Origin of the sequence: Enterobacter kobei, assembly GCF_001729765.1 — a bacterium.
In the GTDB taxonomy this organism is placed as follows: domain Bacteria; phylum Pseudomonadota; class Gammaproteobacteria; order Enterobacterales; family Enterobacteriaceae; genus Enterobacter; species Enterobacter kobei.
This window is the reverse complement of the sequence record NZ_CP017181.1, coordinates 3,045,057-3,060,984: the sequence shown is the minus strand read 5'-3', so window position 1 is coordinate 3,060,984 and position 15,928 is coordinate 3,045,057. Positions and strand designations below refer to the sequence as shown.

The window sequence follows — 15,928 nt, the reverse complement described above, 5'->3', positions numbered from 1 at the left end:
ATGTTTTTAAGTCAGGAAGATTTTGCCACGGTGGTGCGTTCCACTCCGCTCATCTCGATTGATTTGATCGTGGAGAACGAGCGCGGCGAGTTCTTGCTGGGGAAACGAACCAACCGTCCTGCACAGGGCTTCTGGTTCGTGCCCGGCGGGCGCGTGCAGAAGGATGAGACGCTTCATGATGCGTTTGAGCGTCTCACTCTGGCGGAACTGGGCCTCCAGCTGCCGATGGCGGCGGGCCAGTTTTACGGGGTCTGGCAGCACTTCTATGACGATAACTTTTCAGGCACCGGGTTCACCACGCACTACATCGTGCTGGGGTTCCGCCTGAAGATGACTCAGGCAGACCTGCGTCTGCCTGATGCTCAGCATGACGACTACCGCTGGCTGGCGCCGGAGCCGCTTCTGGCAAGCGAGAACGTCCATGACAACAGTCGGGCGTATTTCCTGGCGGATCGTCAGGCCGAGGTGCCAGGCATATGAAAATCCTCGTATACGGAATTAACTACTCGCCGGAATTAACCGGTATCGGAAAATATACCGGGGAGATGGTCGAGTGGATGGCGAGCCAGGGACATGACGTGCGGGTCATTACCGCGCCGCCGTACTACCCGGAATGGAAAGTCGGTGAGCGCTACTCAAGCTGGCGCTACCGTCGTGAAGAGGGGGCGGCAACCGTCTGGCGCTGCCCGCTTTATGTACCTAAGCAGCCCTCGACGCTGAAACGGCTACTGCATCTCGGCAGCTTTGCCCTGAGCAGTTTTTTCCCGCTGATGGCGCAGCGTCGCTGGAAGCCGGATCGCATCATTGGTGTAGTGCCGACGCTGTTTTGCACGCCGGGTATGCGCCTGCTGGGCAAACTCTCCGGCGCACGCACCCTGCTGCACATACAGGATTATGAAGTGGACGCCATGCTGGGCCTGGGGATGGCAGGCAAAGGCAAGGGTGGAAAAGTGGCGAAGCTCGCCAGCGCCTTTGAGCGTAGCGGTCTGCATAACGTGGATTACGTTTCGACCATCTCACGCTCGATGATGAACAAGGCGCAGGAGAAGGGCGTACCTGCCCGGAAGGTGATCTTCTTCCCGAACTGGTCCGAAGTGGCGCGTTTTCGCGACGTGGCGGAGCAGGACGCTCAGACGCTACGCGCCCAACTCGGTTTGCCTGAAGACCAAAAAATCATTCTTTACTCAGGCAACATCGGCGAAAAGCAAGGGCTGGAAAGCGTGATTGAAGCGGCTCAGCAGCTTAACGAGCATCCGTGGATGTTTGTGATTGTCGGGCAGGGCGGCGGGAAAGCGCGGCTGGAAAAGATGGTCAGCGAACGCGGCCTGAGCAACGTGAAATTCTTCCCGCTTCAGTCTTACGAGGCGTTACCTGCGCTGCTGAAGATGGGCGACTGCCATCTGGTGGTACAAAAACGTGGCGCGGCGGATGCGGTATTGCCTTCCAAGCTGACAAATATTCTGGCGGTGGGCGGCAACGCGGTGATCACGGCAGAGGCCGAAACTGAATTAGGCCAGCTGTGTGACAGCTATCCGGGGATTGCCGTGTGCGTCGAACCGGAATCGGTCCCGGCACTGGTCACCGGCATTGAACAGGCACTTGCCATGCCAAAAGTGAACACGGTGGCACGTGAATATGCCGAACGCACGCTCGAGAAAGAGAACGTGCTGAGTCAATTTATTGCAGATATACGGGGATAAATCATGAGTCAAACCACTTTGTATCCGGTCGTAATGGCGGGTGGATCCGGGAGCCGGTTGTGGCCACTGTCCCGCGTGCTTTATCCAAAACAATTTCTGTGTCTGAAGGGTGACCTCACCATGCTGCAGACGACGGTAAACCGTCTGCACGGTGTGGAGTGTGAAAGCCCGGTGGTGATTTGTAACGAACAGCACCGCTTTATTGTTGCCGAGCAGCTGCGCCAGCTGAATAAACTCACAGAAAACATCATTCTGGAGCCTGCCGGACGTAATACCGCGCCTGCTATCGCCCTCGCGGCGCTGGCGGCAAAACGCAGCAGTCCTGACTGTGACCCGCTGATGCTGGTGCTGGCGGCAGACCACGTTATCCAGCAGGAAGAGGCGTTCCGCGAGGCGGTGCGTGCAGCGATCCCTTACGCCGAAAGCGGCAAACTGGTGACCTTCGGCATCGTGCCGGATCTGCCAGAAACCGGCTATGGCTATATTCGCCGCGGTAATGTGACGCCTGGCGAAGGCGACAGCGTGGCGTTTGATGTGGCGCAGTTTGTCGAAAAACCGAATCTGGAAACCGCTCAGGCCTACGTCGCCAGCGGTGAGTACTACTGGAACAGTGGGATGTTCCTGTTCCGTGCCGGGCGCTATCTGGAAGAGCTGCGCAAATACCGTCCGGATATTCTGAATGCCTGTGAGAAGGCGATGGCAGTGGTGGACCCGGATCTCGACTTCATCCGCGTGGATGAGGAGGCGTTCCTCGCCTGCCCGGAAGAGTCCATTGACTATGCGGTGATGGAACGCACGGCCGACGCCGTTGTGGTTCCGATGGATGCGGGCTGGAGCGATGTGGGCTCCTGGTCCTCCCTGTGGGAGATCAGCGCCCATACCCCGGAGGGTAACGTCCATCACGGCGATGTCATTAGCCACAAAACGGAAAACAGCTACGTCTACGCCGAGTCCGGCCTGGTGACCACGGTCGGGGTGAAAGATCTGGTGGTTGTCCAGACCAAAGACGCCGTGCTGATTGCCGACCGTAACGCCGTGCAGGACGTTAAAAAAGTGGTCGAGCAAATCAAGGCCGATGGCCGACACGAACACCACATTCACCGCGAAGTGTACCGTCCGTGGGGCAAATATGACTCCATCGATGCAGGTGAGCGTTATCAGGTGAAACGCATTACCGTGAAGCCGGGCGAAGGGCTGTCTGTGCAGATGCACCATCACCGCGCCGAGCACTGGGTCGTGGTGGCAGGCACGGCTAAAGTCACCATCGACGGCGAAGTCAAACTGCTGGGTGAAAACGAGTCCATCTATATTCCGCTGGGGGCCACGCACTGTCTGGAGAACCCGGGGAAAATTCCTCTCGATTTAATTGAGGTGCGTTCCGGCTCGTATCTGGAAGAGGACGATATCGTGCGCTTCCAGGATCGCTACGGCCGGGTGTAGCACTCTGCAATATGCCCGGTGGCGCTGAGCTTACCGGGCCTACGAATGACAAAAAAATCAATTTGGCCATTTAGTGGTCAGGGCCGACTGTTGCCTGAAAAAGGGGTCATCATGGAAAAATTAACCTGTTTTAAAGCCTACGATATTCGCGGCAAGCTGGGCGAAGAGCTGAATGAAGATATCGCGTGGCGCATTGGCCGCGCCTATGGCGAATACCTGAAGCCGCAGACCATCGTGCTGGGCGGCGACGTGCGTCTGACCAGTGAATCCCTGAAGCTGGCGCTGGCGAAAGGGTTGCAGGACGCGGGCGTGGACGTGCTGGATATCGGACTTTCCGGGACCGAAGAGATTTACTTTGCCACCTTCCACCTGGGCGTGGACGGCGGTATTGAAGTGACCGCCAGCCACAACCCGATGGACTACAACGGCATGAAGCTGGTGCGCAAAGGTGCGCGTCCTATCAGCGGCGACACCGGCCTGCGCGACGTGCAGCGTCTGGCGGAAGCCAACGATTTCCCGCCAGTGAACGACGCGAAACGCGGCAGCTATAAGCAAATCAACCTGCAAAAAGAGTATATCGATCACCTGCTGGGCTACATCAACGTGGCGAACCTCAAGCCACTGAAGCTGGTCATCAACTCCGGTAACGGCGCGGCCGGCCCGGTGGTGGATGCCCTGGAAGCTCGCTTTAAAGCGCTGAACGTGCCGGTGACCTTCATCAAAGTGCACAACACCCCGGACGGCAACTTCCCGAACGGTATTCCTAACCCGCTGCTGCCGGAGTGCCGCGACGACACCCGTAACGCGGTGATTGAGCACGGCGCGGATATGGGCATTGCCTTTGACGGCGATTTCGACCGCTGCTTCCTGTTCGACGAGAAAGGGCAGTTCATCGAGGGCTACTACATTGTCGGCCTGCTGGCGGAAGCGTTCCTTGAGAAAAACCCGGGTGCGAAAATCATTCATGACCCGCGTCTTTCCTGGAACACCGTCGATGTGGTGTCAGCGGCAGGCGGCACGCCGGTGATGTCCAAAACCGGTCACGCCTTTATCAAAGAGCGCATGCGTGAAGAAGACGCTATCTACGGCGGCGAGATGAGCGCCCACCACTACTTCCGTGATTTTGCCTACTGCGACAGCGGGATGATCCCGTGGCTGCTGGTGACTGAACTCCTGTGTCTGAAAGGGAAAACGCTGGGTGAGCTGGTGCGCGACCGCATGGCGGCGTTCCCGGCGAGCGGGGAGATCAACAGCAAGCTGGCGCAGCCCGCCGAGGCGATTGCCCGTGTGGAGCAACACTTTGCCATTCACGCGCTGGAAGTTGACCGCACCGACGGCATCAGCATGGCGTTTCCACAGTGGCGCTTTAACCTGCGCTCCTCCAATACCGAGCCGGTGGTGCGCCTGAACGTGGAATCCCGCGCGGATACGGCGCTGATGGAAGCCCGAACGAAGGACATTCTGGCGCTGTTGAATCAGTAACAATTGCCCCTCCGGGAGGAGGGGAAACCGAATACAGGAACAACGATGACGAATCTAAAAAAACGCGAACGAGCGAGAACGAATGCATCGTTAATCTCTATGGTGCAGCGTTTTTCTGATATCACCATCATGGTCGGCGGACTGTGGGCGGTGTGTCGGATCGGCGGGCTGCCGTTTTTATATATGCATCTGCTGATGGCGCTGATTGCGTTGGTCGTGTTTCAGATGATCGGCGGAATGACCGATTTCTACCGCTCGTGGCGCGGCGTGAAAATGACTACCGAACTGATGCTGTTGCTGCAGAACTGGACCCTGAGTCTGATCTTCAGCGCGGGCCTGGTAGCGTTCAGCCATGATTTCGATAATCGCCTCGTGACCTATCTCAGCTGGTATCTGCTGACCAGCGTCGGCATGGTGGTGTGCCGCTCCCTGATCCGCTTTGGCGCGGGCTGGCTGCGTAACCGCGGCTATAACCGTCGCTTTGTGGCGGTAGCAGGGGATTTACCGGTTGGAAGGGTTCTGCTCGAGAGCTTCCGCAAAGAGCCGTGGTTAGGGTTTGAAGTGGTGGGTATTTATCACGACGCGAAACCGGGCGGCGTGCCGTCGGACTGGGCGGGGAATTACGTCCAGCTGATTGAAGACGCGAAAGCCGGAAAAATTCACAACGTTTATATCGCCATGCAGATGAAAGACGAATCCCGCATTAAGCAGCTGATGCGTGAACTGGCGGATACCACCTGCTCGGTGATCCTCATCCCGGATGTGTTTACCTTCAACATTCTGCATTCCCGTATTGAAGAGGTGAACGGCGTGCCGGTGGTACCGCTGTACGATACGCCGTTGTCGGGCATTAACCGCGTGCTCAAGCGCGTGGAAGATATTGTGCTCTCTTCGCTGATTTTACTCCTCATCTCCCCGGTACTGTGCTGCATCGCTCTGGCGGTGAAGCTGAGCTCCCCCGGCCCGGTCATTTTCCGTCAGACCCGCTACGGCATGGACGGTAAGCCGATCATGGTCTGGAAATTCCGCTCTATGAAGGTGATGGAGAACGACAAGGTGGTCACCCAGGCGACGCAGAACGATCCGCGCGTCACCCGAGTAGGTAACTTCCTGCGTCGCACCTCGCTGGACGAGCTGCCGCAGTTTATCAATGTCTTTACCGGCGGCATGTCGATTGTTGGCCCCCGTCCGCACGCCGTGGCGCACAACGAGCAGTACCGCTCGCTGATTGAAGGCTACATGCTGCGCCATAAGGTGAAGCCGGGCATCACCGGCTGGGCACAGATCAACGGCTGGCGCGGTGAAACCGACACGCTGGAAAAAATGGAAAAACGCATCGAGTTCGATCTGGAGTACATCCGCGAGTGGAGCCTCTGGTTCGATATCAAGATTGTTTTTCTGACCATTTTCAAAGGCTTCGTGAACAAAGCGGCGTACTAAGATGAGCTTACGTGAAAAAACCATCAGCGGCGCCAAGTGGTCAGCGATGGCGACCATCGTCATCATTGGCCTCGGCCTGGTGCAGATGACGGTGCTGGCGCGCATTATTGATAATCACCAGTTCGGCCTGCTGACCGTCTCGCTGGTGATTATTGCGCTGGCCGACACGCTGTCGGACTTTGGTATCGCCAACTCGATTATCCAGCGTAAAGAGATCAGCCATCTGGAGCTGACCACGCTCTACTGGCTGAATGTGGGGCTGGGTATTTTCGTGTTTGTGCTGGTCTTTCTGCTGAGCGGTACTATCGCCAGCGTGCTGCACAACCCGGATCTCGCCCCGCTGATGCGCACATTGTCCTTTGCCTTCGTGGTGATCCCACACGGGCAGCAGTTCCGCGCGCTGATGCAGAAAGAGCTGGAGTTCAACAAAATCGGCATGATCGAAACCAGCGCCGTGCTGGCGGGCTTTACCTTCACCGTGGTCAGCGCCCATTTCTGGCCGCTGGCGATGACGGCCATCCTCGGTTACCTGGTCAACTCCGCCGTGCGTACGCTGCTGTTTGGCTATTTTGGCCGCAAAATTTATCGCCCGGGGCTGCATTTCTCTCTCGCGTCCGTCTCGTCTAACCTGCGCTTTGGCGCGTGGCTGACGGCGGACAGCATTATTAACTACGTGAATACCAACCTCTCAACGCTGGTGCTGGCACGCATTCTTGGGGCGAGCGTCGCGGGGGGCTACAACCTGGCCTACAACGTCGCGGTGGTGCCGCCGATGAAGCTGAACCCGATTATCACCCGCGTCCTGTTCCCGGCGTTTGCCAAGATTCAGGACGATACCGAAAAGCTGCGCGTTAATTTTTACAAGCTGCTGTCCGTGGTAGGGATCATCAACTTCCCGGTGCTGCTGGGGCTGATGGTGGTTTCGAGCAACTTCGTACCGCTGGTGTTTGGCGAGAAGTGGAACGGCATTATCCCGATCCTGCAATTGCTCTGCGTGGTGGGGCTGCTGCGCTCCGTGGGGAATCCGATTGGTTCGCTGCTGATGGCGAAGGCGCGGGTGGATATCAGCTTCAAGTTCAACGTGTTCAAAACCTTCCTGTTTATTCCGGCAATTATCGTCGGTGGCCATATGGCGGGCGCCATCGGCGTCACGCTGGGCTTCCTGCTGGTGCAGGTAGTCAATACCGTTCTGAGCTACTTCATCATGATTAAGCCGGTGCTGGGCTCCAGCTACCGTCAGTACATTTTGAGTCTGTGGCTGCCGTTTTACCTCTCACTGCCGACCCTGGCTGTGAGCTACGGTCTGGGCATTATCCTTCGCGGCCATCTGCCGCTGGCCGCACTGCTGGCGGTGCAGGTGGCCGCCGGCGCGCTGGCATTTGGCGTGATGATTGTGCTGTCACGCAATGCGCTGGTGGTCGAAATGAAGCGCCAGTTTTGCCGTAACGAAAAAATGAAAACGCTGCTTCGCGCAGGCTAGTTATTTAAGAGGCCATTATGAAATTATTAATTCTTGGCAACCATACCTGCGGCAACCGTGGCGACAGCGCCATCCTGCGCGGTTTACTGGATGCAATTAACACCCTTAAGCCTGAGACCGAAGTGGACGTGATGAGCCGTTATCCGGTCAGCTCATCCTGGTTACTGAACCGCCCGGTAATGGGCGACCCGCTCTACAGCCAGATGAAACAGCATAACAACGCCGCAGGCGTGATGGGGCGGGTCAAGAAAGTCCTGCGTCGTCGCTACCAGCACCAGGTGCTGCTTTCCCGCGTGACGGATACCGGCAAGCTGCGCAACATTGCGATTGCGCAGGGATTCACCGATTTCGTGCGGCTGCTGTCCGGCTACGACGCGATTATTCAGGTTGGCGGTTCGTTCTTCGTCGATCTCTACGGCGTACCGCAGTTTGAACATGCGCTCTGCACGTTTATGGCCAAAAAGCCGTTGTTTATGATTGGCCACAGCGTCGGACCTTTCCAGGATCCGCAGTTTAACCAGCTGGCGAACTATGTCTTTGGGCACTGCGACGCGCTGATCCTGCGTGAGTCGGTGAGTCTGGATATGATGAAGCGCAGCGAAATTGACACGTCTAAAGTAGAACACGGCGTGGACACCGCCTGGCTGGTGGATCATCAGGATGACAGCTTCCAGGCAAGCTACGCGGTACAGCACTGGCTGGACGTGGCGGCAAAACAAAAAACGGTCGCCATCACGCTGCGTGAACTGGCTCCCTTTGATAAACGGCTAGGCACCACCCAGGCGGCGTATGAGAAAGCCTTTGCCGACGTGGTGAACCGCGTGCTGGACAGCGGTTATCAGGTACTGGCGCTTTCTACCTGTACCGGCATCGACAGCTACAACAAAGATGACCGCATGGTGGCGCTGAACCTGCGCAACCTGGTTAACGATCCGTCCCGTTATCACGTTGTGATGGATGAGCTGAACGACCTTGAAATGGGCAAGCTGCTCGGCGCCTGTGACCTGACCGTCGGCACCCGCCTGCATTCGGCCATAATCTCCATGAACTTCGGTACGCCGGCCATCGCAATTAACTACGAACACAAATCCGCCGGGATTATGCAGCAGCTTGGCATGCCGGAAATGGCCGTGGATATCCGTCATCTGCTGGATGGTTCGCTTGGTGCGATGGTGGGGGACACGCTGGGTCAACTGCCCGCCATCAACGAACGGCTGGCCGTGGCGGTGAAAGCCGAGCGCGAGAAGGGCATTGGCATGGTGAAATCGGTACTCGACCGCGTACGGGAGGGGAAATGAAGGTTGGTTTCTTCTTACTGAAATTTCCGCTGTCGTCCGAGACCTTTGTGCTGAACCAAATTACCGCGTTTATCGATATGGGATATGACGTGGAGATTATCGCCCTGCAAAAGGGCGATACCCAAAACACCCATGCGGCCTATACCCAGTATGGGCTGGAGGCGAAAACCCGCTGGCTGCAGGATGAGCCTTCCGGGAAGTTGAGCAAGCTGCGCCACCGGGCCAGCCAGACCTTACGCGGGATCCATCGGCCGCAGACCTGGCGGGCGCTGAATGTTTCCCGCTACGGGTCCGAATCTCGCAATCTGATCCTGTCGGCCATCTGCGGGCAAACGGCGCAGCCGTATCGTGCCGATGTGTTTATCGCCCACTTCGGCCCGGCGGGTGTCACTGCCGCGAAGCTGCGCGAACTGGGGGTAATAGACGGCAAGATTGCGACTATTTTCCACGGAATCGACATCTCAAGCCGTGAAGTGTTGAACCACTATACGCCAGAGTATCAGCAGCTTTTCCGCCGCGGTGACATGATGCTGCCCATCAGCGACCTGTGGGCCGGACGCCTGAAAAGTATGGGCTGCCCGGGTGAGAAGATTGCCGTTTCGCGCATGGGCGTCGATTTAACGCGCTTTACGCGTCGTCCGGTGAAGGTGCCGGGAAAACCGCTACAGATCATCTCTGTGGCGCGTCTGACCGAAAAGAAAGGTCTGCATGTGGCCATTGAGGCCTGCCGTCAGCTAAAAGCACGCGGGGTGGCGTTCCACTATCGCATTCTCGGCATTGGGCCGTGGGAACGTCGTCTGCGCACGCTTATCGAACAGTATCAGCTGGACGATGTCGTGGAGATGCCGGGCTTTAAGCCGAGCCATGAAGTTAAGGCCATGCTCGATGAGGCGGACGTGTTCCTGCTGCCCTCCGTGACGGGCGCCGATGGTGACATGGAAGGCATTCCGGTGGCGCTGATGGAGGCGATGGCCGTGGGTATTCCGGTGGTATCGACCCTGCACAGCGGGATCCCGGAGCTGATTAAATCTGACCATTCCGGCTGGCTGGTGCCGGAGAATAACGCGATGGCCCTTGCTGATCGGTTAGCGGCCTTCAGCGACATCGACCAGCAGGCGCTGGAGCCCGTGCTTCACAATGCCAGACAAAAAGTAGAAACCGATTTTAACCAGCAGGTAATAAATCGCCAGTTAGCGAGCCTGCTGCAAACGCTGTAACGCCGAGGTTGTATGCTGAAAAAGATTACCCGACGCACTTTTGTCTCTTCTCTGTCCGTTCTGGCGGCCACGCCGCTGCTGTCGTCCCGCCTCGCGCGGGCGGCAGGCGGAAAGACGGTCTCTGTTAATCAGTACAATAACAACGACTGGATCGCTGCCTTTAAGCAGGCGTTTAAAGAAGGTGACATCGTCGTTGTCCCGGCGGGACTCACCTGCGAAAACATCAATACGGGCATTTTCATTCCTGACGGTAAAACGCTGCTGATCCGCGGGGCGTTAACCGGCAACGGGCGCGGCCGCTTTGTTCTGCAGGAAGGCTGCAAGGTCATTGGCGAAGGGGCAGGGCGCACGGAAAACATTACGCTCGACGTTCGTGGCTCAGATTGTGTGATTAAAGGGCTGGCAATGAGTGGGTTTGGCCCGGTAACGCAGATCTACATTGGCGGTAAGAAACCCAAAGTGATGCGCAATTTGCTGATTGATAATATCAGCGTGAGCCATGCTAACTACGCTATCCTGCGTCAGGGTTTTCATAACCAGATCGATGGGGCCCGTATTACCAACAGCAAATTCAGCCACCTGCAGGGCGATGCGATTGAGTGGAATGTGGCGATCAATGACCGCAATATCCTAATCTCCGATCACGTCATCGACAACATCAACTGCACCAACGGCAAGGTCAACTGGGGTATCGGTATTGGCCTCGCCGGGAGCACCTACGACAACGACTATCCTGAAAAACAGACCGTTAAGAACTTCGTGGTGGCCAACATCACCGGCAGCAACTGTCGCCAGCTGGTGCATGTTGAAAACGGTAAACACTTTGTTATCCGCAATATAAAGGCCAAAAATATTACCCCCGACTTCAGTAAAAAGGCGGGAATAGATAACGCCACGGTAGCTATTTATGGCTGTGATAATTTCATTATTGATAATGTCGATATGGTCAATAGTGCCGGAATGCTAATTGGCTATGGGGTCATTAAAGGCGATTATTTGTCCATTCCCCAGAACTTCAAGCTAAACAATATTCATCTGGATAATCGCCAGCTTGCGTATAAGCTGCGCGGAATCCAAATATCATCCGGCAATGCCACCTCCTTTGTGGCGATCACCAACGTCGAGATGAAGCGCGCGACGCTTGAGCTGCACAATAAGCCGCAGCATCTGTTCTTACGTAATATCAACGTGATGCAGGAGGCTGCTATCGGTCCTGCGCTGAAGATAAACTTTGACTTACGTAAGGATGTGCGGGGCAAATTTATGGCCAAAGATGAGACCCTGCTGTCACTGGCGAACATAAAAGCGGTGAATGAGAAGGGGCAGAGCTCGGTGGATATTGACCGAGTGGACCAGCAGGTGGTGAATGTGGAAAGGCTGAACTTTGCACTTCCGCGCAAATAATCGACGATCGTCTGTTTTGAGACTATTCCTGGCACAAAAGCGCGATCGAATCAGATTACAACTACAGAAATTTGTGATGCTGAGGCGTAACATTACCTCAGGATTACGGCAAATCATGCTGGCGAAAACAGGTTTAAGAGCTATAATTCGTCAACCATTTTAAGGTGGAAGAAATAATGATTAATTTGAAAGCAGTCATTCCGGTAGCAGGCCTGGGCATGCATATGTTGCCAGCCACAAAAGCCATTCCTAAAGAAATGCTGCCGATCGTCGACAAACCGATGATTCAATACATCGTCGACGAGATTGTTGCTGCAGGGATCAAAGAAATCGTCCTGGTTACGCACTCGTCCAAGAATGCGGTTGAAAACCACTTCGACACCTCTTACGAACTCGAAGCGTTGCTTGAGCAGCGCGTCAAACGCCAGCTGCTGGCGGAAGTGCAATCTATTTGTCCACCTGGCGTGACCATCATGAACGTGCGCCAGGCGCAGCCGCTGGGGCTGGGCCACTCCATCCTGTGTGCCCGTCCGGTTGTCGGTGATAACCCGTTCATCGTTGTTCTTCCGGACATCATCATTGATACCGCGTCTGCCGATCCGCTGCGCTACAACCTGGCGGCCATGGTGGCGCGTTTCAACGAAACCGGTCGCAGCCAGGTACTGGCAAAACGCATGAAGGGCGATCTCTCTGAGTACTCTGTGATTCAGACGAAAGAAGCGCTGGAGACGGAAGGGCAGGTGAGCCGCATCGTTGAGTTCATCGAAAAGCCGGATCAGCCGCAGACGCTGGACTCCGACCTGATGGCGGTGGGCCGTTATGTTCTGAATGCCGATATCTGGGCGGAACTGGAGAAAACCGAGCCAGGCGCCTGGGACCGTATTCAGCTGACTGACGCGATTGCCGAACTGGCGAAGAAGCAGTCTGTGGATGCCATGCTGATGACGGGTGACAGCTATGACTGCGGTAAGAAAATGGGGTATATGCAGGCGTTTGTGAACTATGGGCTGCGTAACCTCAAAGAGGGCCATAAGTTCCGCGAGACCATTAAAAAGCTGCTAGATACGCATGACTGATTGTCAGCTTTGATAGTCCAGTAAAACAGGAGACTACCCTGAAATATCAGTGTGGTCTTTTGTCTTATATAAACCCAATAAATTTGATTTCAGTTTCTGGCGAAACAGCAGCCCAAAAACTTATTATTCATCTCGTCAACTGCTGAAACGACATGCAGTCCGAGAGTTTTAATGGCGAGTATTGCTTCTGGTAGCGTAGGCCAGGGGCGGTAGCATGCTTTTTTACACACAAACCGTATTGAGCAAAGCAGGAGAAGCAGGATGTTACTTCCAGTGGTGATCGCAGGAGGAACAGGGAGTCGACTATGGCCGATGTCTCGAGAATTGCAGCCCAAGCAATTTCTTTCATTCCATCAGGGAGGGTCGATGCTTCAAAATACGATCTCGCGTCTTGATGGCCTGGAAGTAGCCGACCCCATTGTCATCTGTAATGAAGATCATCGTTTTCTGGTGGCCGAACAGTTAAGGCAAATGCATAAACTGGCCGGTAATATTATCCTCGAACCCGTTGGGCGAAATACAGCGCCAGCAATCACGCTTGCCGCTCTTCATGCGCTGGAAACCGGCAACGATCCTGTCATGCTCATTCTTGCTGCCGATCATCTCATTGCGAATACTGCGGCTTTCCATTCGGTTATCAGCAACGCTATTCCATTCGCTGAAGAGGGTAAACTGGTTACCTTTGGCATCGTGCCTGTGCAACCAGAGACGGGGTACGGATACATTCAGCGCGGTGAAGTGCAGCATGCGGGTCAGTCTATAGCATGGAAAATCAAACGATTCGTGGAAAAGCCGGATCTGACGACCGCCATGTCCTACCTTGAAAGCAAAGAGTACCTTTGGAACAGCGGTATGTTTATGTTCCGAGCCTCGTCCTATCTGAACGAAGTGGCTAAGTTTTGTCCGTCGATTCTGGAAGCATGTAAAAATGCTATGCAGCAGCCGGTTAACGATCTCGACTTCATTAAGCTCGACAAAGAGATTTTCAGCCGTTGCCCTTCAGACTCCATCGACTATGCGGTTATGGAACATACTGAACTGGGGATTGTGACCGCAATGGATGCAGGTTGGAATGACGTAGGGTCATGGTCAGCGCTATGGGAAACGTCTGCCCACGATGCTGAAGGTAATGCGTTGATCGGTGATATCTTTACTCATCATACTCGGGATTGTTATATCCGTAGCGAGGATAAATTAACGGCAGCACTTGGCTTAGAAGACCTTATTATTGTCAATACGAAAGATGCATTGCTGGTATCCCATAAAGATAGTGTCCAGGATGTGAAAGTCGTTGTTGAACACCTAAAAGCCAATTCACGTAGTGAATGCCGTGAACATACTACCCGTTATATGCCCTGGGGCCACGTTGAAACGCTGGTTCGGGACGCACGATATAGAGTTAACCGTGTGACTATTATACCCGGTGGTGAGCTTTCCCTTCAGTTGCATCACCATCGCATTGAACACTGGGTTGTGCTCACTGGAACCGCGCTTATTGGTGTTGAAGAAAACGAAATCTATCTTACCGAGAATGAATCAACGACGATTCCAGTTGGAAAAAAACACAAGCTCTCGAATCCAGGAAAAATAAATCTTGAGGTTCTGGAAATTCAGTTTGGTAGTTATTTAGGCGAAGATGACGTACTAAGGATTTCATGATGGTAAATAAAAATAATAATAAGTTAAGTTGTTTTAAAGCCTATGATATTCGTGGGAAATTGGGCGAAGAACTCAATGAAGATATTGCCTGGCGTATTGGCCGTGCTTACGCACAATGTCTTGCTCCGAAGCAGGTTGTCGTTGGAGGGGATGTTCGTTTGACCAGTGAGTCATTAAAGCTGGCTCTGGCTGAGGGGCTCATGGCTGGCGGATGCGACGTGCTTGATATTGGACTGTCGGGCACAGAAGAGATCTATTTCGCCACATTTCATTTGAACGTCGACGGCGGTATTGAAGTCACCGCGAGCCACAATCCCATCGATTATAATGGGATGAAGCTTGTTCGTAGCGGTGCGCGACCTGTCAGTGGTGATACGGGTTTAAAAGAGATTCAGCACGTAGCGGAAATGAATGATTTTGCGCCCACACAGCATAAAGGCAATTATAAGAAGATTAATATTCTCAGGGAGTATGTTGATCATTTATTAAGCTATGTGAATCTCAATAATTTCCGTATCAAACCGATGAAATTAGTCATTAACTCCGGCAACGGTGCGGCAGGGCATGTCATTGATGCAATCGAACTACGCTTCAAACAGGCCGGTGTACCGGTAGAATTTATAAAAGTTCATAACGATCCGGACGGTACCTTCCCACATGGCATTCCCAATCCGCTTTTACCAGAAGCACGACAGGATACGGCTAATGCTGTGTTAGCTGCTCAGGCCGATATGGGGATTGCGTTTGACGGTGATTTTGATCGCTGCTTCTTTTTTGACGAAAAAGCCAACTTTATTGAAGGTTATTACATTGTTGGCTTGTTAGCTGAGGCGTTTCTCAACAAAGAGCCTGGTTCAAAAATCATCCACGACCCACGACTCACATGGAATACGGTTGATATCGTCCAGAGTGCTGGGGGTATCCCTGTAATGTCTAAAACAGGCCACGCTTTCATTAAAGAACGCATGCGTGCTGAGAACGCGGTTTATGGTGGAGAAATGAGTGCCCATCATTATTTCCGTGAATTTGCATACTGCGACAGTGGCATGATCCCCTGGCTGCTTGTGGCAGAACTGGTATTAACAACAGGCCACTCTCTTGGCTCATTGGTTGAGTCGCGAATTGCGCGTTTCCCTGTCTCGGGTGAGATAAACAGAAAAGTTATAAATGCTTCGAGATTAATCGCTGATATCGAGGAGCGCTATGCCTCACAAGCTACCGATATTGACTATACGGATGGCTTGAGTATGTCTTTTCCTGAGTGGCGATTTAATATCCGTACATCGAATACCGAGCCTCTGCTTCGTCTGAATGTTGAATCGCATGGAGATCAGAGATTAATGGAAACAAAGCGAGAAGAACTATTAGGGCTGATAAATAGATAGTTTTGGGTTGCTAAATCTCGTGGGATAAAATTAATGATTGAAGTCTTATTAGCAGCAGTCGTAGGTTTACTCGTATATTTTGTTTTCCTCGCGCTGTCCTTACGAACCCGATTGTTGCTGGTGCTTGTATGCAGCATCCCGCAGCTCTACCTGGTGCAATTAAGTGGGGCGGATGTCCCGCTGGCTTTTCTTTTGCCCGCTATACTCCTTCCTGAATTTATCATTAACGCCAATCGGTTCTTAGGGAAGGTGCGAATAAGCAGGTCATTTCTTCCCAAGCTGACTCGCTGATTAAAATTTCGCGGATCTGGGCCGATTTTTTTCCCGCAAACACATCGAATCAGCCT

At 54.1% G+C, this 15,928-nt stretch carries 12 protein-coding genes; all 12 read left to right on the top strand.

Annotated elements, in window-relative coordinates; all coding sequences use genetic code 11:
- The 12 genes from BFV64_RS14755 to cpsG (BFV64_RS14700) all read left to right on the top strand — a co-directional run bounded on the left by BFV64_RS14755 (position 1) and on the right by cpsG (BFV64_RS14700) (position 15,581).
- The gene (locus tag BFV64_RS14755) at positions 1-480 is read left to right on the top strand and encodes a GDP-mannose mannosyl hydrolase (protein ID WP_045135111.1); all 480 of its coding nucleotides are present in this window, start codon (positions 1-3) and stop codon (positions 478-480) included.
- Complete coding sequence (gene wcaI, locus BFV64_RS14750) at positions 477-1,700, top strand: colanic acid biosynthesis fucosyltransferase WcaI (RefSeq protein ID WP_045135110.1); 1,224 nt, start codon at positions 477-479, stop codon at positions 1,698-1,700. Before BFV64_RS14755 ends, wcaI begins: the two co-directional genes overlap by 4 nt.
- A gap of 3 nt (positions 1,701-1,703) precedes the next feature.
- On the top strand, positions 1,704-3,140 hold the full coding sequence (gene cpsB, locus BFV64_RS14745) for a mannose-1-phosphate guanyltransferase (RefSeq protein WP_014884498.1): 1,437 nt from the start codon (positions 1,704-1,706) through the stop codon (positions 3,138-3,140).
- Positions 3,141-3,251: 111 nt separating this feature from the next.
- Positions 3,252-4,622: a colanic acid biosynthesis phosphomannomutase CpsG gene (gene cpsG / locus BFV64_RS14740; RefSeq protein ID WP_032636056.1), complete on the top strand. Its 1,371-nt coding sequence runs from the start codon at positions 3,252-3,254 to the stop codon at positions 4,620-4,622.
- Positions 4,623-4,667: 45 nt separating this feature from the next.
- Positions 4,668-6,062, top strand: coding sequence for an undecaprenyl-phosphate glucose phosphotransferase (wcaJ, locus tag BFV64_RS14735; protein WP_014884496.1), 1,395 nt, complete (start codon positions 4,668-4,670; stop codon positions 6,060-6,062).
- A 1-nt stretch (position 6,063) separates the two neighbouring features.
- Positions 6,064-7,542 carry a colanic acid undecaprenyl disphosphate flippase WzxC gene (gene wzxC / locus BFV64_RS14730; protein ID WP_014884495.1) on the top strand — a complete coding sequence of 493 codons (1,479 nt, stop codon included), beginning with the start codon at positions 6,064-6,066 and terminating at the stop codon, positions 7,540-7,542.
- Positions 7,543-7,559: 17 nt separating this feature from the next.
- The gene (gene wcaK / locus BFV64_RS14725; protein WP_023330878.1) at positions 7,560-8,840 is read left to right on the top strand and encodes a colanic acid biosynthesis pyruvyl transferase WcaK; all 1,281 of its coding nucleotides are present in this window, start codon (positions 7,560-7,562) and stop codon (positions 8,838-8,840) included.
- Positions 8,837-10,057, top strand: coding sequence for a colanic acid biosynthesis glycosyltransferase WcaL (gene wcaL, locus BFV64_RS14720; RefSeq protein WP_023330877.1), 1,221 nt, complete (start codon positions 8,837-8,839; stop codon positions 10,055-10,057). The genes wcaK and wcaL overlap by 4 nt, the downstream gene beginning before the upstream one ends.
- A gap of 12 nt (positions 10,058-10,069) precedes the next feature.
- Positions 10,070-11,461: a colanic acid biosynthesis protein WcaM gene (gene wcaM / locus BFV64_RS14715; protein ID WP_045135109.1), complete on the top strand. Its 1,392-nt coding sequence runs from the start codon at positions 10,070-10,072 to the stop codon at positions 11,459-11,461.
- A 176-nt stretch (positions 11,462-11,637) separates the two neighbouring features.
- Positions 11,638-12,537, top strand: a complete 900-nt coding sequence (gene galF, locus BFV64_RS14710; RefSeq protein WP_014884491.1) for a GalU regulator GalF — start codon at positions 11,638-11,640, stop codon at positions 12,535-12,537.
- Between the two features lie 261 nt (positions 12,538-12,798).
- Positions 12,799-14,196, top strand: coding sequence for a mannose-1-phosphate guanylyltransferase/mannose-6-phosphate isomerase (locus tag BFV64_RS14705; protein WP_045281008.1), 1,398 nt, complete (start codon positions 12,799-12,801; stop codon positions 14,194-14,196).
- Entirely contained in the window at positions 14,196-15,581 is a 1,386-nt protein-coding gene (cpsG, locus tag BFV64_RS14700; protein WP_045135107.1) for a phosphomannomutase CpsG, read from the top strand. The genes BFV64_RS14705 and cpsG (BFV64_RS14700) overlap by 1 nt, the downstream gene beginning before the upstream one ends.
- Positions 15,582-15,928: the final 347 nt, after the last annotated feature.